This is a genomic window from Lolliginicoccus suaedae, from assembly GCF_008312885.1.
Lineage (GTDB): Bacteria > Actinomycetota > Actinomycetes > Mycobacteriales > Mycobacteriaceae > Lolliginicoccus > Lolliginicoccus suaedae.
The window spans coordinates 309,051-328,870 of the sequence record NZ_VSSO01000001.1 but is presented as its reverse complement, the minus strand read 5'-3'; the positions used below and the strand labels follow the sequence as shown (position 1 = coordinate 328,870).

Sequence of the window (19,820 nt, the reverse complement as noted above, 5' to 3'; positions counted from 1 at the left end):
CCCCGCCTTTCCTAATAAGGCGAGCCTCAGCTAAAGTAATCGAGTCGGTGAGGTACCCCTTACCACGACCGCATTGAACGCCACTTCGGAACGGGGAGAACATGACAGCGTCGGCGAGCACCAGCGGCCACGAGGCGGACCACGTCCACGACGTCATCGGCATCGGGTTCGGCCCATCCAACCTCGCGCTCGCCATCGCGCTGGAGGAGCACAACGCTGACGCCGAGTCCACGCCTCTCTCCGCTGTGTTCCTCGAGAAGCAGGACCGCTTCGGCTGGCACCGCGGAATGCTGCTCGATGGCACGACCATGCAGATCGCCTTCCCGAAGGATCTCGTCACCTTCCGCAACCCGCGCAGCCCCTACACCTTCCTGTCCTACCTGCACGCCCAGGGCCGCCTCGTAGATTTCGTCAACCACCAGACGTTCTTCCCCACCCGCCACGAGTTCCACGACTACCTCGAGTGGGCCGCGAGCAACGTCTCCGCCGACGTCCGCTACTCCACCACCGTCACCAGCGTGCTGCCCGAGCCCGACGCTGACGGCATCACGCGCCGCTTCATCGTGACCACCAGCGCCGGGGAGTCGTTCCGCGCCCGCAACGTCGTCCTGGCGGTCGGCCTGCGCGAGAAGCACCCCGAGTGGGCCACCGCCTCCTCCCGCTGCTTCCACAACCATCGCTTCCTCCAGCACCTCGCCACCATGCCCGAGCCCACCAACCAGCGGTTCGCGGTGATCGGCGCGGGCCAGAGCGCCGCAGAGATCGTCGACTTCCTCCACGCCAACTACCCCGGCGCCGAGATCCACAACGTGTTCTCCCGCTTCGGGTACAGCCCCGCCGACGACTCCCCCTACGCCAACCGGATCTTTGATCCCAGCGCGGTCGACGAGTTCCATGGGGCCCCGGCCGAGGCACGCCAGCGACTGCTCGACATCCACCGCAGCACCAACTACGCCGTCGTCGATCTCGAGCTGATCAACAAGCTCTACGCCGCCGAGTACCAGGAGCGCGTGCGCGGGCCCCGCAGGCTGTTCATGCGTCGCGGCTGCCACGTCACCAGCGCGACCGAGCACGCCACCGGCATCAACGTCCAGATCCGCTCCGAGCTCACCGGCGAGGACGAGCAACTAGCCTGCGATGCGGTGATCCTCGCGACCGGTTTCGCCCCCGCGCCGCTCGCCCCGATCCTCGGCGACCTCGTGCCCGCCGAGCCCCGCGATCGGCAGATCTCCCGCGACTACCGCGCCGTCACCTCTCCGGCCATCCAGGCCGGGATCTACTTCCAGGGCGGCGTGGAGCACAGCCACGGGCTCACCTCGTCGTTGCTGTCGAACGTCGCGGTGCGCAGCGGCGACATCCTGCGCTCGATCATCCGCAACCGCGCGGTGACCGTGCCTAGCTGGATGCAGCAGGCCGCCGCGCGCGCGACCGCCTGAGAACCACAGCTAGCGCAGGCGCTCGGCGTCGCGCGCGAGATCGGTGAGCTGGGCCACGAGCTGGCGCAGCTCGCCCCGGGGCGCATCCTCGTCGAGCGCGGTAGCAACATCCTCCGCGGCGCACCGCACGGCGAAAGCCCGGTCCGCGAGCGCCGCGGCCTCCTCCGGGGTCAGCACGACCGCGTTCTCCGGGATGCTGGTGCCGCGCAGGCTGCTGCGATGCTCGTACGCGCGCTGCCGGCAGGACTGCCGGCAGTACTGGCGCCGGCGCCCCATGCCTGTGTCGATGACTTCCCTGCCGCACCACGCGCACGGGTGCGGTCGCCGCGTTGCTGCTGCCACGAGAGCACACACTAGCGGCAACCGGACCGTACCGGCAGTCCCGCGCCGGCACGGCGGCTCCACCGGCGGCCGAACGCCAGCACCGGCCAGGGAGTAGGATATTGCGACCGGGCCGCGGGAACGTTTGCGCCGCCCACGGCGTTGAGCATTATGAACGGTCCGCGCTTCGACGCGCGGGCCCACCGGACCACCGGCTTTCGTGTCCGACGATGAGAGGGTATTGCCATGGCAGATCGCGTACTTCGAGGAAGCCGCCTCGGCGCGGTGAGCTACGAGACGGACCGGGACCACGACCTCGCCCCACGCCGCTACGCCCGCTACCGCACGCCCAGTGGCGAGGAGTTCGACATCCCGTTCGCCGACGAGGCAGAGATCCCAGGAGTGTGGATCTGCAAGAACGGCGAAGAGGGCGAGCTGATGGAGGGCACCGCGGCCGAGGCCAAGAAGGTCAAGCCGCCGCGCACCCACTGGGACATGCTGCTCGAGCGCCGCAGCGAGAAGGAGCTCGAGGAGTTGCTCCAGGAGCGTCTCGATCTGCTCAAGAAGCGCCGCCGCGGCATCACCACCTGATCCAGCGGCACAACGACAGCGCCCCCAACCGGAATGCATCCGGCAGGGGGCGCTGTCGCATTCGCGGCGCGCGCTTATGGGGCGATCAGGACTTGCGCAGCCCCTTGAGCTTCTCGATCCGGTAGCGGATGCCCCACTGGGTCACCTTCATCAGCGCCTCGCGGACAATGTTGCCGCTCATCTTCGACTCGCCGCGCTCGCGCTCGGTGAAAGTGATCGGTACCTCGGTGACATTGAACCCGGCCTGGATGGTCCGCCATGCGAGGTCGACCTGGAAGCAATAGCCATGCGACTCCACGGCGTCGAGGCTGAGGGTCTCGAGGACCTTGCGCCGGAAGGCGCGATAGCCGCCGGTGATGTCCTTCAGCGGTGCCTTGAGCGCGAGGCGGGAGTAGATATTGCCGCCGCGCGAGAGCCACTCGCGGCGCTTCGGCCAGTTGACCACGGTGCCGCCGGGCACGTAGCGGGAGCCGAGCACGAGGTCGTAGCCGCCGTCGATCTGATCGAGCAGGCGATGCAGCTGCTCGGGCGCGTGGCTGCCATCGGCGTCCATCTCGACGAGCACGTCGTAGTCACGGTCGAGTCCCCAGGCGAATCCAGCGATATAGGCGGCACCGAGACCGTTCTTCTCGGTGCGGTGCATCACGTGGATGCGGCCCTGCTCGTCGGCGGCAGCGAGCTCGTCGGCGAGCTGGCCCGTGCCGTCGGGGCTGCCGTCATCAACGATGAGCGCGTGCACGTGCGGAAGCGAATTGTGCAGCCGCTCGATGATGATGCCGAGGTTGTCGCGCTCGTTGTAGGTGGGGATGATCACCAGCGTGCGCGCGCTTGGCCTCGTGTCGGGGCTGTCCCCGGATGTGCCCGGCGTCATTGTCGTCCTTCCTGCCGCCATGGTGCTTGCGTCAAAATGTTCCCCGCTGAATCTATCCCGTAAGGGTCCTGTCCGTGACCGGCTGGGCCAAAACGCCACGCCGCCTAGCGCGTACGCATCACGTGGATGCCGCGATCTCCGTGTCCGGGCCCGACCGCTCCCGGCCGCGGGCAAGCGCGACGAGCAGCGCGATGACCGCAGCGGCGACGAGTCCCCGCTCGGGCCACGCGCCCAGCCTGGTCGCCACTGTCAGCTCCGTGCGCAGCGGCATCTCCGCGACGAGCACGTCGCGCTCGAAGATCCCGGACTCGGCGATCACTGATCCGTCGGGAAGCACCAGTGCGCTTACGCCACTGGTGGCGGCGACGACCACCGCGCGACCATGCTCGACGGCCCGCACCCGCGACATGGCGAGCTGCTGGTAGGTCATGTCGGGCTCATCGGGCGTGGTGAACGTCGCGTTGTTCGTCGGTACGGCAAGGATCTGCGCCCCCGAGCGCACCGCGGTGGCGAAAGCACGGTCGAAGGCCACCTCGTAGCAGGTGGCGATGCCCAGCGGAACTCCCCCGGCCTCGATGACCCAGTCACTGTCTCCGGGCACGAAATTGCCAGCAAGGTCGACGTAGTCGGAGAACAACCGGAAGAAGCCACGCATAGGCATGTACTCGCCGAACGGCTGGATGATCGCCTTGTCATGCCGGTCCACCGGGCCCGCGACCGGGTCCCACGCCATGACACTGTTGGTGAACGTGCCATCCCCGTTGTAGAGCACTGCGCCCACCACGATGGGAGCACCAATGCGCCGGGCGGCGCCCGTGATGAGGCTTGATGCCTCCGCGTCGCGCAGCGGGTCCACATCCGAGGAGTTCTCCGGCCAGATGACGAGATCGGGACGGGGCTGCTCCCCCCGCTCCACCGCCGCCGCGAGCTCCAGGGTGACATCGACGTGGTTGGCCAGCACGGCGCGGCGCTGCGCGTTGAACTCCAGGCCCAGGCGTGGCACGTTGCCCTGCACCGCCGCGATCGTCAGCGTCGGAGCCCCCTCAGGAGCGGGCGAGACCATGGGTGTCATCGCGGCGGCCGTGCCGGTCACGAGCGCGAGGCTCACCGCTGTTGCTGCGCCGTCCTGGATGTCGCGGCGCGCGATAGCCGCCCCGAGCAGCAGTACCGCCACGCCGAGCAGCGCGACGACCGTGCTGAGCAGCGGGGCACCCCCGAGAGCGGCGATCGGCAGCAAGGGAGATCCCGATTGCCCGAAAGCAAGCCTGCCCCAGGGGAAACCGCCGAACGGGAAGATCGAGCGCAGCCATTCGGTCGCCGCCCACCACAGCGGGATCACCGCTACCGCCGCGTACCGGGGCAACCGCCACGCCACCACCGTGCCCGCGCCGAACAGCCCCATGTACAGCGCGCACACCAGCGCCAGGGCCAGCCACGGCACGGCGCCGACATACATGCCCACCCACGGCAGCAGCGGGATGAAGAAGCCCGCCCCGGCGAGGAAGCCGTGCCCGAAACCGGCGCGCGCGCTGATCGGGCGGCCCGCCCAGCCGGTGAGCACGCCGACGAGCAGCGCGATTCCTAGGGGTGCGGCATACCAGTGCGGGCTCGGCGGGAAGCTCAGGTACAGCAGGACGCCCGCGAGCACCGAGAGCGCCATCCGGGCAGCCTGGCGGGCCACCACGGGACGGTCGATCACCGGTGCCGTGCCAACGCTCACTGGCCGCGCTCGTAGATCGTGACGCCGTCACGGACCGTGCGCAGGCACACCGGCAGCGGCGCCTCGAGGTCCGGCAGCGGTGGCACGCGCGACCGGGGATCGGTGGACCAGCGCTGCACCGCGTTGCTCGGCGCGGAGATGACCAGCTCGCCCGCCTCCCACACCGCGTACGAGGCGGGCGCGCCCGGAACGAGCGTGCCCGCGATGCCGTCACGGACACCTCCGGCGCGCCAGGCGCCCCGCGTGGCCGCGGAGAACGCCGCCCGCGGCGAGATGCCGCTGCCCGGGGTGCGGTGATGCACCGCGGCACGGATCATCGGCCACGGATCGATCGGCGTGACGGGGCTGTCGGAGCCGAACGCGAGGGAGACCCCGGTGGCGGCGAGCATCGCGAACGGGTTCAAGGTCGCGGCACGATCAGCACCGAGGCGCTGCGCGTACATGCCGTCCGGGCCGCCCCACAGGGCGTCGAACACCGGTTGCATGCTCGCGATCACGCCGAGGCGGGCCAGCACGCCGGCCTGCTCGCGGGTGATCATCTCCACGTGCTCGAGGCGGTGGCCGCAGGCGGCGACGGCGCGCACGCCGCACTGATGCTCGGCGCGCTCGAGCGCATCGATGGCGGCCGTGACAGCGGCGTCGCCGATGACGTGGAACCCGGACTGGATGCCGGCCTCCGTGCAGGCGATGAGGTGGGCGGCCATCGTGTCGGCGTCGAGGTAGGTGCGCCCGTAGGCATGCTGGCACCCCGCGACGGGCTCGGCGTAGGGATTGGTGAGCCACGCGGTGCGCGAGCCTATGGCGCCATCGGCGAACAAGTCACCGCCGAGGGAGTGGGCGCCGGTGGCGGCGAGCAGGTCGGTGGCCTCCGCCGCGGTGGCGACGGCCTGGCCCCAGTAGCCGCGCACCTGCACGCCATGCTCGGTGCCGAGCAGATCGAGGAAATCATCGAGGCCGGAGATATCCGGCCCACCGCACTCGTGCACGCACACCACGCCCCGAGAGGCGGCGAGATCGAGCACGGCGGTCCGGGCAGCTGCACGCTGCGCGGGGCTGAGCAGCTCGCTGGCGCGATGCCGCACGAGGTGGTGCGCCTCGGCGGTCAGTGGACCCTCCGGCGCGAAGCCTGCCGCGCCCGTCAGGCCCGCGGTGGCCTCGCGCAGCGCAGTGGAGGCGGCCGCGGAATGAGCGTCGATACGCACCGCGTACACCGCGAGGCCGGGTGCTGCCGCGTCGAGATCGTTCGTGGTGGGCGGCTGCTGGCAGTCCCAGGTGGTCTCGTCCCAGCCGGTCGCCCAGATCACCTCGCCCGGATGGGTGGCGGCGTGCGCGCGAAGTCGCTCGATCAGCTCGTCGCGGCTCGCGCAACCAAGGAGATCGAGGCTGGTCAGCTGCAGGCCCGCAGCGGTGACATGCACGTGCGGGTCCACGAATGCGGGGGTGACGAACGCGCCCTCGAGGTCGATGATCTCCGCGTCGGGGTGCAGGGCGCGGCCGGGGCGTTCCTCGCCGAGCCACACGATGGTGCCGTTGCTGACGGCCATGGTCGTGGCGTCGGGATTGGTGGGGCTATAGATGCGCCCGCCGACGAGCAGCTGGGTGCTCACTGGCGCGGATCCTCCTCGTTCGGGTCCTGCTTCTCCCCCGGATCCGGTCCGTCCGGGGGCGGCGGGGCGATCTCGCCCTCGATGATCGTGCCATCCTCGGCCGTGGGGCGGGTACTGGTATCGACGACCTCGCCGTCGATGATGGTGCCGCCGCGGCGCCGGCCTGCCGGGCCATCGCCCATCCCGGGGAAGCCCATCCCGGTGTAGCCCATCCGCTCAGCGGCCCTGCGCTGCTGGCGGAAGAACAGGTAAGGCACCACCGGGCGCAGCAGGACACGGGTGGGCGGGAACAGGATGAGCAGGCCGATGGCACTGGTGACGATGCCGGGAATGGTCAGCAGGATCCCGGCGACGCCCACGGTGGCGGTATCCGCGAGAGCGCTGGCCGGGGAGCCCTCGCCGTGCATGGCGGCCGAGACCTGCCGCATCGAGGACCGCGTCTGCGAGGCGAACAGCACCGACCCAGCCAGGATGCTGCCGAGGATGATCGCGAGAGTCCACCAGAAACCGACCAGCGAGACGAGTCCCGCGATGGCGGCGACCTCGACGATGATATAGACGAGCAGGATCAGCAGTGGCACGCGTCAGCCCTTTCCAGTGGTGCGTTCGTGCCCTCCCAGTGTTCCCTATCCTGCCGCTGCGGGCGAATGCCAGGCACGGAGGGGCCCGGCGGCTCAGGCCCCCGGGGTGACGAGCCCGTTCTCGTAGGCGAACACCACCGCCTGCACGCGGTCGCGCACGCCGAGCTTCGCGAGTACCCGCCCGACGTGCGTCTTCACCGTCGCTTCGGACAGGTGCAGGGTGGCGCCGATCTCGGCGTTGGACATGCCAGCCGCGATCAGCCCGAGCACCTCTCGCTCCCGCTCGGTGAGCTCGAACACCACCGGCGGCGGGGTGGCCGGTCCCGTGGTGCCAGCCAGCATCCGGTCGAGCAGGCGCCGGGTCACCTTCGGCGAGACGACAGCATCCCCGGCCGCGACGGAACGGATCGCCGAGACCAGCTCGTCAGGAGGCGTGTCCTTGAGCAGGAACCCGCTCGCCCCCGCGTTCAGCGCGCCCAGCACATGCTCGTCGAGGTCGAACGTCGTCATCACCAGGACGCGCGTGGAGGCGCAGCGCTCGGTGATGCGGGCCGTAGCCGTCACCCCGTCCATCACCGGCATGCGCACGTCCATCAGCACCACGTCGGGGCAGTGGATCTCGGCCTGGCGCACGGCCTCGGCGCCATCCCCGGCCTCGCACACCACCGTCAGGCCCGGGTGGGCATCGATGATCATGCGCAGGCCCATCCGCATGAGTTCCTGGTCGTCGACGAGAAGCACGGAGATCGGCACCCGCCCAGACTAGTACCGCCAGTACTATTCCGGACCGACGGGCAGCGTGGCGGTGACGCGCCACCCATCGCCGGGCAGCTCCTCGGTGCACAGCGTGCCGCCCAGCACCGCGACGCGCTCGCGCATGCCCACGATGCCGTTGCCGCTGCCGTGCCCCTGGCGGGCGATCCCGTTGCCGCCCTGATCGGTGACCGACACGGTGACCTGCTCCGCCGCGCGCTGCACCACCACCGTCGCCCGGGCGCCGTCCCCGGCATGGCGGAGGACGTTGGTCAGCGATTCCTGCACGATCCGCTTGATGCCCAGCCCCAGCGCGGGGGCGAGCGCATCGACATCCCCCGTGATCTCCAGCTCCACCGGCAGCCCGGCATCGCGCATCAACGCCGCCGTGCGAGCAAGGCCAGCGGTGCCATAGTCAAGCACCTCATTGGTGGTCGTCTCGTCGCGCAGCAGCGCCAGGGTGCGACGCAGCTCGGTCAGTGCCTCCCGCCCCGTCGCCGCGACCGTGCGCAGGGCCTTCTCCGCGACATCAGGATTGGAGCGCACCGCATAGGACGCCCCCTCGGCCTGCACGATCATCACGCTCACCGAATGCGCGACAACGTCATGCAGCTCGCGGGCAATGCGGGTGCGCTCAGCAGCGACAGCGTCCTCGGCGCGGCGATCCCGATCCGTCTCCGCGATCTCGAGGCGCGCGGCGATCTCCTCGTGGTGGCGGTGGCGGACCGCGACGACCTCAGCGATGGCCCAGGCGAGCAAGTAGAAGCCCGCGAGGTAGAGGACCGTCTCGGGCATCTCGTAGTCGAGCGCGAGGATCTTCACCGCAGTGTCGGCGCCGAGCCCCAGTAGGTAGAGGACCGCCACCCAGCGGCGCGAATGCACCACCAGTGAGTACAGCGCCACGATCAGCAACAATCCAGCCGGGTGGCCCACAGTGTCATTGTCGAACCGGGCCAGCACCAGCGACGAGACGATCGAGACCAGCAGGATCGCGAAAGCCGACGCGGCGGGCGCGGTGCGACGCATCACGATCGGCGCGCACAGCAGCACACCAAGTGCAAGGAAAACGGCCGGATCATCGCTGCGCGGCGCGGCGAGCGCCTCGAAAAGCACGAACACCAAAGCGAGCAGTCCGTCAGCGAACCGCGGCTCGTCCCGTATCCAGCGAGTAATGCGCCCCACGGACAGCCAGCCTAGGCGCCCGGGCCGTGCGGTCGCCATACTGGACGGCATGGAGCTCGACCGCCTCTCCCCCGCCTCGTGCCCCGCCGTGCCCTCCGAGGAGCGGTTCACCCGGACCGAGCAGAAGTTCCTGGGCCTCGCGGCGATCGCTCTGGCCGTGATCGGGACGATCGTGGCGCTCCGGCACGTCGGCTGGCTCGGCGGCGAGACCACGCTAGGCACACTCTCCTCCGCGATCGGCTACATCGGCCTCGGCGCGGGCACCTGGGCACGGGCCATCGCGCGCCGCCGCGGCATGATCTGCAACTCCGTCTGGGTCGGATTCGCCGTCGCGCTCGCGATCTGGGGCACGGGCACGGTTGTGCTCGCGGCGGTGTAGGTGGGGGTTCGGCCGCGTGACGGTGCTGCGCGTCTCGGCGATGTCGCCGCGCGAGTGTGCACAAAACGACAGCTCCAGCGCGAAATCGTGTCGCTTTTCGCACACTCGCGGGGGCTGGCGCACGGCCGCGCCACTGGTAGCGCACCCACACTGCGGCTAGCCTCGCAGGGGTGAGCCTGACCCGTTCGATCGATGCTGATTTCCTGGACCTGCCAACGCGTTTGCTGACCGACGCGGTGCTCGATGCGGCGCGGGAGGCGGGTGCCTCGCATGCGGATGTACGGGTGCATCGGTTGCGGTCGCGGTCGTTGCGGCTGCGCGATGGGGCGGTGGAGTCGGCGAATGATTCCTCGACGGTGGGGCTGGCGGTGCGGGTGATCGTCGATGGCACGTGGGGGTTCGCCTCGCACGCGTTGCTGAGCCCGGATATCGGGGCGCAGGTGGCGCGCGAGGCGGTGGCGGTGGCGCGAGCGATGCGGGCGCTGAACCGGGAGCAGGTGGAGCTCGCGCCCGAGCCTGTGTACAAGGACGCCTCGTGGGTGTCGTCGTACGCACTGGATCCGTTCGAGCTGCCGGTGCGCGAGCAGGTCGATGTGCTCGCCGCGTACTCGGACCGATTGCTGCGCGCGCCGGGGGTGGATCATGCGACGGCCTCCTGCTTGGCGGTGAAGGAGCAGGTGTACTACGCGGATTCGGCGGGGTCGTCGATCACCCAGCAGCGGGTGCGGGTGCATCCGCAGCTGGAGGCGGTGACGGTCGATGAGGGTTCGGGCGCTTTCGAGTCGATGCGCACGCTGGCACCGCCGACGGGTCGCGGGTGGGAGTACGTGACAGGCACCGGCTGGGACTGGGATTCCGAGCTCGCCCGCATCCCCGAGTGGCTAGCGGAGAAGGCCGTCGCGCCGTCGGTGGTGGCGGGGCCGACGGACCTGGTGATCGATCCGACGAACCTGTGGCTGACGATCCATGAGTCGATCGGGCATGCCACGGAGTACGACCGCGCGATCGGCTATGAGGCTGCCTACGCGGGGACGTCGTTCGCGACTCCGGACAAGCTGGGCTCGTTGCGCTATGGCACGCCGATCATGCATGTGACGGCGGATCGCACGGTCGAGCATGGGCTGGCGACGGTGGGGTTCGATGACGAGGGCGTGGCGGGGCAATCCTGGGACCTGGTGCGCGATGGCGTGCTGGTCGGCTACCAGGTGGATCGCACGTTCGCGCCGCGGCTGGGCCTGGAGCGCTCCAATGGCTGCTCGTATGCCGATTCGCCGCATCACGTGCCGATCCAGCGGATGCCGAACGTGTCCCTGCAGCCGGACCCAGAGGTGAACCGCACCACCGAGGAGTTGATCGGGATGGTCGAGGATGGCCTGTACGTGGTGGGTGATCGCTCCTGGTCGATCGACATGCAGCGCTACAACTTCCAGTTCACCGGGCAGCGGTTCTTCCGCATCCGTGGTGGCAAGCTCGCCGGGCAGGTGCGCGATGTGGCGTACCAGGCCACTACTACTGATTTCTGGGGCTCGATGGAGGCGGTCGGCGGGCGCGGCACGTGGCAGCTCGCGGGCGCCTTCAACTGCGGAAAGGCCCAGCCCGGCCAGGTCGCCGCGGTCAGCCATGGTTGCCCATCGGCGTTGTTCCGGCAGGTCAACGTGCTCAACACGCTTCAGGAGGGCGAGGCATGATCGCCGCGCAGGAGTTGATCGAGCAGGTGCTCGCCGTCTCGGTGGCCGATGATGTCGCGGTGATCGTCGCGGATGTCTCCGAGGCGTCGCTGCGGTGGGCGAACAGCTCGATGACCACTAATGGCTCGTCGGTGTACCGGGAGTGGTCGGTGGTGTCGTTCATCGCCAGCGACAACGGGGTATCGGTGGGCGTGGTCGATAGCGCGAGCGTGGACGCTGGTGACATCGCCGATGTGGTGCGGGCCAGCGAGGAGACCGCGCGCGCGGCAGCACCTTCCGCCGAATCGATGCCGCTGGTGGGCGCGAGCGATCCGGATGGAAACTGGGCCGAGCCTCCATCGACGACCTCCATCGAGGTGTTCGCTGGCCTCGTCGCTCCCCTCTCCGCGGCGTTCGATGGTCCCGACCGGTTGTTCGGGTTCGCCCATCACGTGGTGCGTACCACGTGGCTGGGGACGAGCGGGGGCGTGCGCCGCCGCTGGGTGCAGCACACCGGGTCGATCGAGATCAACGGCAAGCGCGACCACGGCACGCATGTGGCCAGTGCCTGGGTGGGTGCCGGGACAACGGATTTCCGCGACGTCGATGCTTCAGCGTTGCTGCGCGAGCTCGATCGGCGGCTCGGCTGGTCGCGGACGCGGGTGGAGCTGCCGGCGGGTCGCTATGAGGTGATCCTCCCTCCGTCGGCTGCGGCGGACCTGATGATCCCGCTGCTGTGGTCGTTGAGCGGCCGCAGCGCGCGCGAGGGGCGGTCAGCGTTCTCCCGGCCAGGCGGCGGCACACGCGTCGGTGAGAGGATCGCAACCCTGCCGCTGTCGCTGCGCACCGATCCGGGCTCCCCCGGCGTCGCGGCGATCCCGTTCGTGGCGACGTCCTCGTCGTCCGAGGATGTGTCAGTGTTCGACAATGGACTGCCCATCGAAGCCATCGATTGGATAGCCAACGGTCAGCTTGCCGCGCTGCCCTACAGCCGGTCCGGTGCCGCCCATTTCGATGCCCAGCCCGCGCAGGCCGCGCACAATCTCGAGCTGCGAGGCGGGTCGGAGGCAACTATCGAGGAGATGGTGCGCGCCACCCAGCGGGGACTGCTGCTGACCTGCTTGTGGTACATCCGGGAGGTCGATCCGGCGACAGTGCTGCTCACCGGGCTCACCCGCGATGGTGTCTACCTGATCGAGGATGGCGAGATCGTCGGCGAGGTCAACAACTTCCGCTTCAACGAGAGCCCGGTGAGCCTGCTCGAGCGCGCGAACGAGGCGGGAGCGAGCGAGCGGACACTGCCGCGCGAGTGGGCGGACTGGTTCACCCGCGCGATCATGCCCCCGTTGCGCGTCCCTGATTTCCATATGTCGTCGGTGAGCCAGGCGACCTGACGCGACGGCTTGCCGCGGCAGGGTGTCCCGCTCTGTGGACGGGTGATCCCGCGCACAGGGATACACTGGGGCATCGTGCTGGTGGCCGGGACCTGTTGGCCGTCAACAGTTCACCGCCATGAGCGCCCGGTCGTCCGCTTTGCCCGGTCATTGCCCTTTACAGGCAGGCCTTTCGGATGTCACATTTCCCCGATACTTTTCTTTATAGGCGTCTTGCGACAACGATCCGGAAAGGCGGGTGATCATGACAGCTACAGCAGCAACGCTCCGCTATGCTGCCGTCGTCGCCGGCTCCGTGGTCGCCCTTGCCGCAGCGGTGCTCACCCCGCTCGGCACGCAGGCCACCCCGCCTGAGCCACCGGCCCACACGCATGTGCTCGAACCCGGCGGCGCTATCGCCAGTGCCCACCCTGGAACCAGATAGCTCCACTGAGCGCGCCGCTAGACGAGCTTTAGCGCGATTCCCACCGTCCCGCGCCGCCCCCGGCGCAGCAGGCTTCCCTTGACGAGGAGCTTGCCGAGGATGCCGTACTTGTCGGAGATGAGGCGGCGGGCAAGCTCGGTACCGTCCTGGTCGAGGACCACGGCATGAGCCTCGACAGATTCCCCGCTGGGCTTGCCGCGCGCGCCACACACCGCGATGGTGACGCGCGGATCCCGCCCGATCCGCTTGACCTTGTAGGAGCTGGTCTCGGTCCACACGAGCAGCCGATCGCCGTCGGCAGCCACCCACAAGGGCGTGCCCACTGTGGTGCCATCCTTGCGGTAGCTGTTCAGCAGCACATATTTCGCCTCAGCGAGTTCCTGGAACGTCGGAGCCATGCGCACAGCGTATCCCGCTACCGGGGCAGTCGCGCGCCATCGCCGCGCGGGGCGAACATGTGGACATGGTCGGCGTCGATCGCGACGTGGATCGTGCCGCCCTTGCGCGGCGGATTGCGCCAGTCCACCCGGGCCACGATGTCCTGCTCCGCCCCCGCGATCTCGGCCCGCCCATAGATGAATGCCTCGGAGCCCAGCTCCTCGACGACATCGACCTCGACCCGCAGCCCCTCGTCGACGACCGTGAGGTGCTCGGGCCGGATGCCGATCACCACTTCCGTGCCCGCGGTGGCGGCCGCGTCCCGGCTGAGCCGGATCGTGGTCCCTCCGATGCGCACCTCGTCACCCTCGAGCGGGATCGTGTAGAGGTTCATGGCAGGCGATCCGATGAACCCGGCAACAAACACATTGGCAGGATTGCGGTAGAGTTCCCGCGGGTTGTCGCATTGCTGCAGCACGCCCTTATCGAGCACCGCCACCCGGTCGCCCATGGTCATGGCCTCCACCTGGTCATGGGTGACATACACCGTGGTGGTGCCGAGGCGCCGCTGCAGCTGGGCGATCTGGGTGCGGGTCTGCACGCGCAGCTTCGCATCGAGGTTCGACAGCGGCTCGTCCATCAGGAAGACCTGCGGCTGGCGGACAATCGCGCGACCCATGGCGACGCGCTGCCGCTGCCCGCCCGAGAGCGCCTTGGGCTTGCGGTCGAGGAAGTCGGCGAGACCAAGCAGGTCGGCGGCCGCGGCGACGCGCTCGCGGATCTCGGCCTTGGGCGTCTTGGCGAGCTTGAGGGAGAAGCCCATGTTCTCGCCGACAGTCATGTGCGGGTAGAGCGCGTAGTTCTGGAACACCATGGCGATGTCCCGGTCCTTGGGGTCGAGGTGGGTGACATCCTTCTCGCCGATGCGAATGTGGCCACCATCGACGTCCTCGAGCCCGGCGAGCATTCGCAGGCTGGTGGACTTGCCGCATCCCGAGGGACCGACGAGGACGAGGAACTCGCCGTCCTCGATGTGCAGGTCGAGCTGGTCGACGGCGGGGGTGGTGGAGCCGGGATAGATGCGGGTGGTCTTGTCGAAGGTGATCGGTGCCATGCGCTGTGGTGTTCCCTTCACCGGCAGGAACGTGCCGGACGATCCGAGTGCGGGGAATGGTCGTGGACGACAGTAGACGAGCCTGGTGGCGATGCCGGGGGTTTCGCCGCGCGGGGTGTCCCAAGCGTTACTGGCCTGGCGCCTCGCGGGAGAAGCGGGAGGCCGCGGCGATCAGCTCGGCGGGCGGCTCGATGCCGGTGTAGCGGATGAACTGCTCGGCGGCCTGCAGGGCGATGACCTCGGTTCCGGGGATGGTGGTGGCACCATGCTCGTCGGCGAGGTCGAGCAGCTCGGTGCGGGCAGGCATAGCGATCACATCGAGCACCCAGCGTGCTGCGGCGACCTGCTCGGCGGTGAAGGGCAGTCCCGGCTGGTGCTCCATACCGATGGGAGTGGCGTTGATGAGCAGCCCCGCCTGCTGGTCCGGGGTGGCGGCCCAGCGGTAGCTGTACCGGTCAGCGAGAGCGGAACCAGTCGTCTCGTTGCGGGCCACGATGGTGACGTCGGTGAAGCCGCTGTCGCGCAGGGCGGCGGTGACAGCCTTGGCCATGCCGCCGCTGCCCCGCACCAACGTGGGGGTGCTCGCGGGGATCCGGTTGCTGGCGAGCAGCGCACGGACGGCGAGGTAGTCGGTGTTGTAGCCGGTGAGGGTCCCGTGGTCGTTGACAATAGTGTTCACCGAGTCGATCGCGGCGGCCGATTCGTCGATCGCGTCGAGCAGCGGGATGACGGCTTCCTTGAACGGCATGGAGATGCTGCAGCCACGGATGCCCAGCGCCCGCACCCCACCGATGGCCGCGGTGATGTCCTCGGTGGTGAATGCCTTGTACAGGTAGTCGAGGCCGAGCTGCCGGTACAGGAAGTTGTGGAACCGGGTGCCGATGTTGCTCGGCCGCGCGGCGAGCGAGATGCACAGCGTGGTGTCACGCGTGGGCAGGAATGCCTCGACCGTGCTCGCGTCATGGACGCCGACTTCATGCATGGGCGCTGTCCCCCTCGAGGTTGCCCTCGCTGCGCAGATAGGCATCCTTGAGCGCGGCGAGCGTGGCCGGGTCCGGCTGCGCCCACAGTCCGCGCTGCGCCGCCTCGAGCAACCGCTCCGAGATGCCGTGCAGCGCCCACGGGTTCGATTGGTCGAAGAACTCGCGGTTGGTCTCGTCGAGCACATAGTTGCTGGTCAGCTGCTCGTACATCCAGTCGTCCATGACGCCGGCGGTGGCGTCGAGCCCGAACAGGTAATCCACGGTGGCGGCCATCTCGAAGGCACCCTTGTAGCCGTGGCGGCGCATCGCCGACATCCAGCGCGGGTTGACCACGCGCGCCCGGAACACCCGCCGCGTCTCCTCGTTGAGGGTGCGGGTGCGCACCGACTCGGGCCGGGTGCTGTCCCCGACGTAGGCCTCGGGGTCAGTGCCGGTGAGGGCGCGCACTGTGGCGACCATGCCGCCGTGGTATTGGAAGTAGTCGTCGGAGTCGGCGATGTCGTGCTCGCGGGTGTCGATGTTCTTCACCGCCACGCTGATGCGCCGGTAGGCGTCGCGCATGTCATCCCCGGCGGGGATGCCGTCGAGGCCGCGGCCGTAGGCGTAGCCGCCCCAGGTGGTGTAGACCTCGGCGAGGTCGGCGTCGGTGCGCCAGTTGCGGGCGTCCATGAGCTGCAGCAGGCCCGCGCCGTAGGTTCCTGGCTTGGAGCCGAAGATGCGGGTGGTGGCGCGGCGATGGTCGCCGTGCCGCTCGAGGTCGGCCTGCACGTGCTTGCGGACGTAGTTCTTCTTGCGTGGCTCCTCGAGGTCGGCGACCATGCGGACCGCGTCGTCGAGGAGCGCGAGCACATGCGGGAACGCATCGCGGAAGAAGCCACTGATGCGCACGGTGACGTCGATGCGCGGGCGGCCGAGCTCCTCGAGCGGGATGACTTCGAGGGACCGGACGCGCCGCGACGCCTCGTCCCACACTGGTCGCACCCCGAGGAGCGCGAACACCTCGGCGATGTCGTCGCCGGAGGTGCGCATCGCGGACGTGCCCCACACAGAGATGCCCACGTTGCGCGGCCACTCGCCGTGATCGGCCCGGTAGCGGGCGAGCAGCGAGTCGGCCATGGCCTGCCCGGTCTCCCACGCGAGCTGCGACGGGATGGCCTTCGGGTCGACGGAGTAGAAGTTGCGCCCGGTGGGCAGCACGTTGATCAGCCCGCGCAGCGGGGAGCCGCTCGGCCCGGCGGGGATGAAGCCACCGGCGAGGGCGTGGAGGATGCGGGGGATCTCCTCGCGGGTCTCGCGCAGCCGCGGCACGATCTCCTCGCACGCGAACTCGAGGATCCGCGCCACGGTCTTGTCGTCGGTGAGCCTGCCGATGTGCTTGGGCTTCCACTTGCGCTCGGCGAGCTCGCGCAGCATCTCGCGGGCCTGCTGCTCGATCTCATCGACACGGACGCGCGCCTCGTCGCCGTCCTCGCTCAGGCCCAGGGCCTCGCGCAGGCCCGGAACGGACTGCTCGCCGCCCCACATCTGCCGGGCCCGCAGCATCGCGAGGACGAGATCGACCTCCTCGTCGCCGCGAGGCCGCCGCCCGAGGATGTGCAGGCCGTCGCGGATCTGCACGTCCTTGATCTCGCAGAGCCAGCCGTCGACGTGCATGAGCATGTCGTCGAACTCGGTGTCATCGGGGCGCTGCTCGAGCCCGAGGTCGCTGTCCATGCGGGCGGCCTGCATCAGCGTCCAGATCTGCTGGCGGATCGCGGGCAGCTTGGCCGGGTCGAGCGCGGAGATGTTCGAGTGCTCGTCGAGGAGCTGCTCGAGCCGCTGGATGTCGCCGTAGGTCTCGGCGCGGGCCATCGGCGGGATGAGGTGGTCAACAAGCGTGGCGTGGATGCGCCGCTTGGCCTGGGTGCCCTCGCCGGGATCGTTGACGAGGAACGGATAGATCACCGGCAGGTCGCCGATAGCAGCGTCGGTGGCGCACTCCGCGGAGAGCCCGAGGGTCTTGCCGGGCAGCCACTCGAGGTTTCCGTGCTTGCCGAGGTGGATCAGCGCGTGCGCGCCGAACCCGCCGTTGTCCTCGCTCGCGGCGAGCCAGTGGTAGGCAGCGAGATAGTGGTGGCTCGGCGGCAGGTCAGGATCGTGGTAGATCGCCACCGGGTTCGCCCCGAAGCCACGTGGTGGCTGCACCATGATGACGAGGTTGCCGAAGCGCATCGCCGCGATGACGATCTCGCCCTTCGGATCCTGCGAGCGGTCGACGAACAGCTCGCCCGGGGCTGGGCCCCAATGCTCCTCGACGGCCTCGCGCAGCGTCGCGGGCAGCGTCGAGAACCACTTGCGGTACTTCTTCGCCGACAGTCGCACCGGCCTCGCGCCGAGCTGCTCCTCGGTCAGCCAGTCCGGATCCTGCCCGCCCGCCGCGATCAGGGCATGAATGAAAGCGTCGCCATCACGCTGGGCCAGGCCGGGAATGGCCTCGGCACCCTGCTCGGGCCCCAGGTCATAGCCGGCCTCGCGCATCGCCTGCATCAGCGCGATCGCGCTAGCGGGCGTATCGAGGCCCACCGCGTTGCCGATCCGCGCATGCTTGGTCGGGTACGCCGACAGCATCAGCACAACACGCTTGCGATACGGGCTGATGCGACCCAGCCTCGCATGATTGACCGCGATGCCCGCCACCCGGGCGGCCCGCTCGGGATCGGGCACATACGTCGACAAGCCCTCGTCGTCGATCTCCTTGAAGGAGAACGGAACCGTGATGATCCGGCCGTCGAACTCCGGCACCGCCACCTGCGTGGCCACATCCAGCGGTGTCAGGCCATCATCGCTGGCCTCCCACTGCGCCCGCGGCGACGTCAGGCACAGCCCCTGCAGGATCGGGATGTCCAGCGCGGCAAGCTCGGTGACATCCCACGACTCGTCATCACCACCGGCCCCCGCCGACGCTGGCTTGGTGCCCCCGGCCGCGAGCACCGTCACCACCATCGCATCGGACTGCCCGAGCGCATCGAGCAGCGCCGGGGACGCCGCGCGCAGCGATGCGCAATAGATCGGCACCGCATGCGCGCCCGCGGCCTCGATCGCATCGCACAGCGCATGCACATAGCCGGTGTTGCCCGCGAGATGCTGTGCCCGGTAGTACAGCACCGTCACCGTCGGCACGTCCGCGGGCAGCTCCGCCGGATTGCGCTCGAGGTAGCCCCAGTCCGGCAAGGCCTGCGGATCCTCGAAGCCCAGGCCGGTCAGCAGCACCGTGTCGGAAAGGAAATTGTGCAGTTGCTCCAGGTTCGCCGGGCCGCCCTGCGCGAGATAGTTGTGCGCCTGGGCAGCCACTCCGGCCGCCACCGTGGATAGCTCCATCAGCTCCGCGTCCGGCGCGATCTCGCCGCTGACCACCACGACAGGCAATCCCGACGCGAGCACCGCGTCGATGCCGTCCTCCCACGCGCGCTTGCCGCCCAGGATGCGCAGCACCACGAGGTCAGCGCCCTCCAGCAGGCCCGGCACCTCCGCCAGGTCGAGCCGCGCGGGGTTCGCTAGCCTGAACCCGGATCCGCTCGCGCGAGCCGACAGCAGGTCGGTGTCCGAGGTCGATAGCAGCAGTATCACGCGAGCCCTTCCGCAAGACGGATCCACCAATGCCGATGGACGCCACGCATGCTACCCCGAAGATCCGACGAAGTGACGGCCCGCGGCCGGCACGCTAGGTTCGAAGCCGTGAGCAGCAGCAACGACACGCCCAGCAGCACGGCGGCCGAATCCCCGACGGCCAGCACCAGCATGCCGAGCCCGGAGGCGGCGTGGCCCCGGATGACCTGGCCCCCGCGGTCGATGACCCTGCGCGGAACCACCGTGGAGCTCCGCGCCTACGACACCGCGACACCGCGCGCGACGCGCCAGGGATCCATGACGCTCTCGACCACCCCGAGGCATGGACGCACCTGCCAGCACGCAGGCCTCCCGCTGCCGCCGAGCTGGGCACCGCACTGGCCACGCGAGCAAACACCCCAGGCTGGCAGGTCTTCACCGTCGTGGCCACCGCCCCCATCAGCGCGATCGCAGCGGGAACGATCCTCGGCACCACGTCCTACCTCAATGCCGCTCCCGAGCACGCGCGCCTCGAGATCGGTGCCACGCAGTACACGCCAGCGGCATGGGGCACCGTCGTGAATCCCGAGGCCAAGCTCCTGCTCCTCGAGCACGCCTTCGACGCGCTCCACGTCGCTCGCGTCGAGCTGCGCACCGATGCGCGCAACACCCGGTCCCGCGCCGCCATCGCGCGGCTCGGGGCCCGGCACGAGGGAACATTGCGGATGCACCACCGGCGCGCGGACGGCACCCTGCGCGACACCGAGCTGTTCGCCATCACAGCCGCGGACTGGCCACGCGTGCGCGAGAACCTGCGGGCGCGACTGCGGTAGC

18 protein-coding genes are annotated in these 19,820 nt (G+C 69.4%); 7 read left to right on the top strand and 11 right to left on the bottom strand.

All coding sequences use genetic code 11. From position 1 onward, the window contains the following. Window positions 1-101: 101 nt before the first annotated feature. Window positions 102-1,436, top strand: a complete 1,335-nt coding sequence (locus FXO18_RS01480; RefSeq protein ID WP_149359297.1) for a lysine N(6)-hydroxylase/L-ornithine N(5)-oxygenase family protein — start codon at window positions 102-104, stop codon at window positions 1,434-1,436. A 9-nt stretch (window positions 1,437-1,445) separates the two neighbouring features. Here FXO18_RS01480 and FXO18_RS01475 read toward each other — a convergent pair whose 3' ends face one another. Beyond that, complete coding sequence (locus tag FXO18_RS01475) at window positions 1,446-1,778, bottom strand: hypothetical protein (RefSeq protein WP_149359296.1); 333 nt, start codon at window positions 1,776-1,778, stop codon at window positions 1,446-1,448. A 225-nt stretch (window positions 1,779-2,003) separates the two neighbouring features. On the opposite strand from FXO18_RS01475, the gene FXO18_RS01470 reads away from it, so the two are divergent. Beyond that, window positions 2,004-2,348 carry an RNA polymerase-binding protein RbpA gene (locus tag FXO18_RS01470; protein ID WP_149359295.1) on the top strand — a complete coding sequence of 115 codons (345 nt, stop codon included), beginning with the start codon at window positions 2,004-2,006 and terminating at the stop codon, window positions 2,346-2,348. 85 nt (window positions 2,349-2,433) lie between these two features. On the opposite strand, the gene FXO18_RS01465 is transcribed toward FXO18_RS01470, so the two are convergent. The 6 genes from FXO18_RS01465 to FXO18_RS01440 all read right to left on the bottom strand — a co-directional run bounded on the left by FXO18_RS01465 (window position 2,434) and on the right by FXO18_RS01440 (window position 9,062). Next, window positions 2,434-3,219, bottom strand: a complete 786-nt coding sequence (locus tag FXO18_RS01465) for a polyprenol monophosphomannose synthase (protein WP_149359294.1) — start codon at window positions 3,217-3,219, stop codon at window positions 2,434-2,436. A gap of 118 nt (window positions 3,220-3,337) precedes the next feature. Then, window positions 3,338-4,879 (bottom strand): apolipoprotein N-acyltransferase, encoded by a 1,542-nt coding sequence (lnt, locus tag FXO18_RS01460; protein WP_149360039.1) that lies wholly within the window; start codon window positions 4,877-4,879, stop codon window positions 3,338-3,340. Window positions 4,880-4,935: 56 nt separating this feature from the next. Then, window positions 4,936-6,546, bottom strand: a complete 1,611-nt coding sequence (locus FXO18_RS01455; protein WP_235900379.1) for an amidohydrolase — start codon at window positions 6,544-6,546, stop codon at window positions 4,936-4,938. Continuing rightward, window positions 6,543-7,127 carry an FxsA family protein gene (locus FXO18_RS01450; RefSeq protein ID WP_149359293.1) on the bottom strand — a complete coding sequence of 195 codons (585 nt, stop codon included), beginning with the start codon at window positions 7,125-7,127 and terminating at the stop codon, window positions 6,543-6,545. The genes FXO18_RS01455 and FXO18_RS01450 overlap by 4 nt, the downstream gene beginning before the upstream one ends. Window positions 7,128-7,220: 93 nt before the next feature. Continuing rightward, complete coding sequence (locus FXO18_RS01445; protein ID WP_149359292.1) at window positions 7,221-7,880, bottom strand: response regulator; 660 nt, start codon at window positions 7,878-7,880, stop codon at window positions 7,221-7,223. A 24-nt stretch (window positions 7,881-7,904) separates the two neighbouring features. Beyond that, on the bottom strand, window positions 7,905-9,062 hold the full coding sequence (locus FXO18_RS01440; RefSeq protein WP_235900378.1) for a sensor histidine kinase: 1,158 nt from the start codon (window positions 9,060-9,062) through the stop codon (window positions 7,905-7,907). A gap of 49 nt (window positions 9,063-9,111) precedes the next feature. Between FXO18_RS01440 and FXO18_RS01435 the strand changes: the two genes are divergently transcribed. From FXO18_RS01435 to FXO18_RS01420, 4 genes are all read left to right on the top strand, one after another. Then, on the top strand, window positions 9,112-9,441 hold the full coding sequence (locus FXO18_RS01435) for a hypothetical protein (protein ID WP_149359290.1): 330 nt from the start codon (window positions 9,112-9,114) through the stop codon (window positions 9,439-9,441). 170 nt (window positions 9,442-9,611) lie between these two features. Then, a complete protein-coding gene (locus FXO18_RS01430) occupies window positions 9,612-11,129 on the top strand; it encodes a TldD/PmbA family protein (RefSeq protein WP_149359289.1) in 1,518 nt (505 codons plus the stop codon). Next, on the top strand, window positions 11,126-12,502 hold the full coding sequence (locus tag FXO18_RS01425) for a metallopeptidase TldD-related protein (protein ID WP_149359288.1): 1,377 nt from the start codon (window positions 11,126-11,128) through the stop codon (window positions 12,500-12,502). The genes FXO18_RS01430 and FXO18_RS01425 overlap by 4 nt, the downstream gene beginning before the upstream one ends. A 244-nt stretch (window positions 12,503-12,746) precedes the next feature. Beyond that, entirely contained in the window at window positions 12,747-12,926 is a 180-nt protein-coding gene (locus FXO18_RS01420; RefSeq protein WP_149359287.1) for a hypothetical protein, read from the top strand. Window positions 12,927-12,943: 17 nt separating this feature from the next. On the opposite strand, the gene FXO18_RS01415 is transcribed toward FXO18_RS01420, so the two are convergent. From FXO18_RS01415 to cobN, 4 genes are all read right to left on the bottom strand, one after another. Continuing rightward, on the bottom strand, window positions 12,944-13,324 hold the full coding sequence (locus tag FXO18_RS01415; RefSeq protein ID WP_149359286.1) for a PPOX class F420-dependent oxidoreductase: 381 nt from the start codon (window positions 13,322-13,324) through the stop codon (window positions 12,944-12,946). A 17-nt stretch (window positions 13,325-13,341) separates the two neighbouring features. Then, the gene (locus FXO18_RS01410) at window positions 13,342-14,418 is read right to left on the bottom strand and encodes an ABC transporter ATP-binding protein (protein ID WP_149359285.1); all 1,077 of its coding nucleotides are present in this window, start codon (window positions 14,416-14,418) and stop codon (window positions 13,342-13,344) included. A gap of 127 nt (window positions 14,419-14,545) precedes the next feature. Beyond that, a complete protein-coding gene (locus FXO18_RS01405; RefSeq protein ID WP_149359284.1) occupies window positions 14,546-15,400 on the bottom strand; it encodes a shikimate 5-dehydrogenase in 855 nt (284 codons plus the stop codon). Beyond that, entirely contained in the window at window positions 15,393-19,007 is a 3,615-nt protein-coding gene (gene cobN / locus FXO18_RS01400) for a cobaltochelatase subunit CobN (protein ID WP_149359283.1), read from the bottom strand. The genes FXO18_RS01405 and cobN overlap by 8 nt, the downstream gene beginning before the upstream one ends. 191 nt (window positions 19,008-19,198) lie before the next feature. Between cobN and FXO18_RS01395 the strand changes: the two genes are divergently transcribed. Beyond that, window positions 19,199-19,819: a GNAT family N-acetyltransferase gene (locus FXO18_RS01395; RefSeq protein ID WP_235900377.1), complete on the top strand. Its 621-nt coding sequence runs from the start codon at window positions 19,199-19,201 to the stop codon at window positions 19,817-19,819. The last annotated feature ends 1 nt before the right edge of the window (window position 19,820 follow it).

Bases quoted from the DNA above. Each gene is read 5' to 3' on its own strand.
- FXO18_RS01470 (WP_149359295.1), top strand. From the start codon at position 2,004: ATGGCAGATCGCGTACTTCGAGGAAGCCGCCTCGGCGCGGTGAGCTAC.
- FXO18_RS01465 (WP_149359294.1), bottom strand. From the start codon at position 3,219: ATGACGCCGGGCACATCCGGGGACAGCCCCGACACGAGGCCAAGCGCG.
- FXO18_RS01435 (WP_149359290.1), top strand. From the start codon at position 9,112: ATGGAGCTCGACCGCCTCTCCCCCGCCTCGTGCCCCGCCGTGCCCTCC.
- lnt (WP_149360039.1), bottom strand. From the start codon at position 4,879: ATGGCGCTCTCGGTGCTCGCGGGCGTCCTGCTGTACCTGAGCTTCCCG.
- FXO18_RS01480 (WP_149359297.1), top strand. From the start codon at position 102: ATGACAGCGTCGGCGAGCACCAGCGGCCACGAGGCGGACCACGTCCAC.
- FXO18_RS01425 (WP_149359288.1), top strand. From the start codon at position 11,126: ATGATCGCCGCGCAGGAGTTGATCGAGCAGGTGCTCGCCGTCTCGGTG.
- FXO18_RS01415 (WP_149359286.1), bottom strand. From the start codon at position 13,324: ATGGCTCCGACGTTCCAGGAACTCGCTGAGGCGAAATATGTGCTGCTG.
- FXO18_RS01405 (WP_149359284.1), bottom strand. From the start codon at position 15,400: ATGCATGAAGTCGGCGTCCATGACGCGAGCACGGTCGAGGCATTCCTG.
- FXO18_RS01410 (WP_149359285.1), bottom strand. From the start codon at position 14,418: ATGGCACCGATCACCTTCGACAAGACCACCCGCATCTATCCCGGCTCC.
- FXO18_RS01420 (WP_149359287.1), top strand. From the start codon at position 12,747: ATGACAGCTACAGCAGCAACGCTCCGCTATGCTGCCGTCGTCGCCGGC.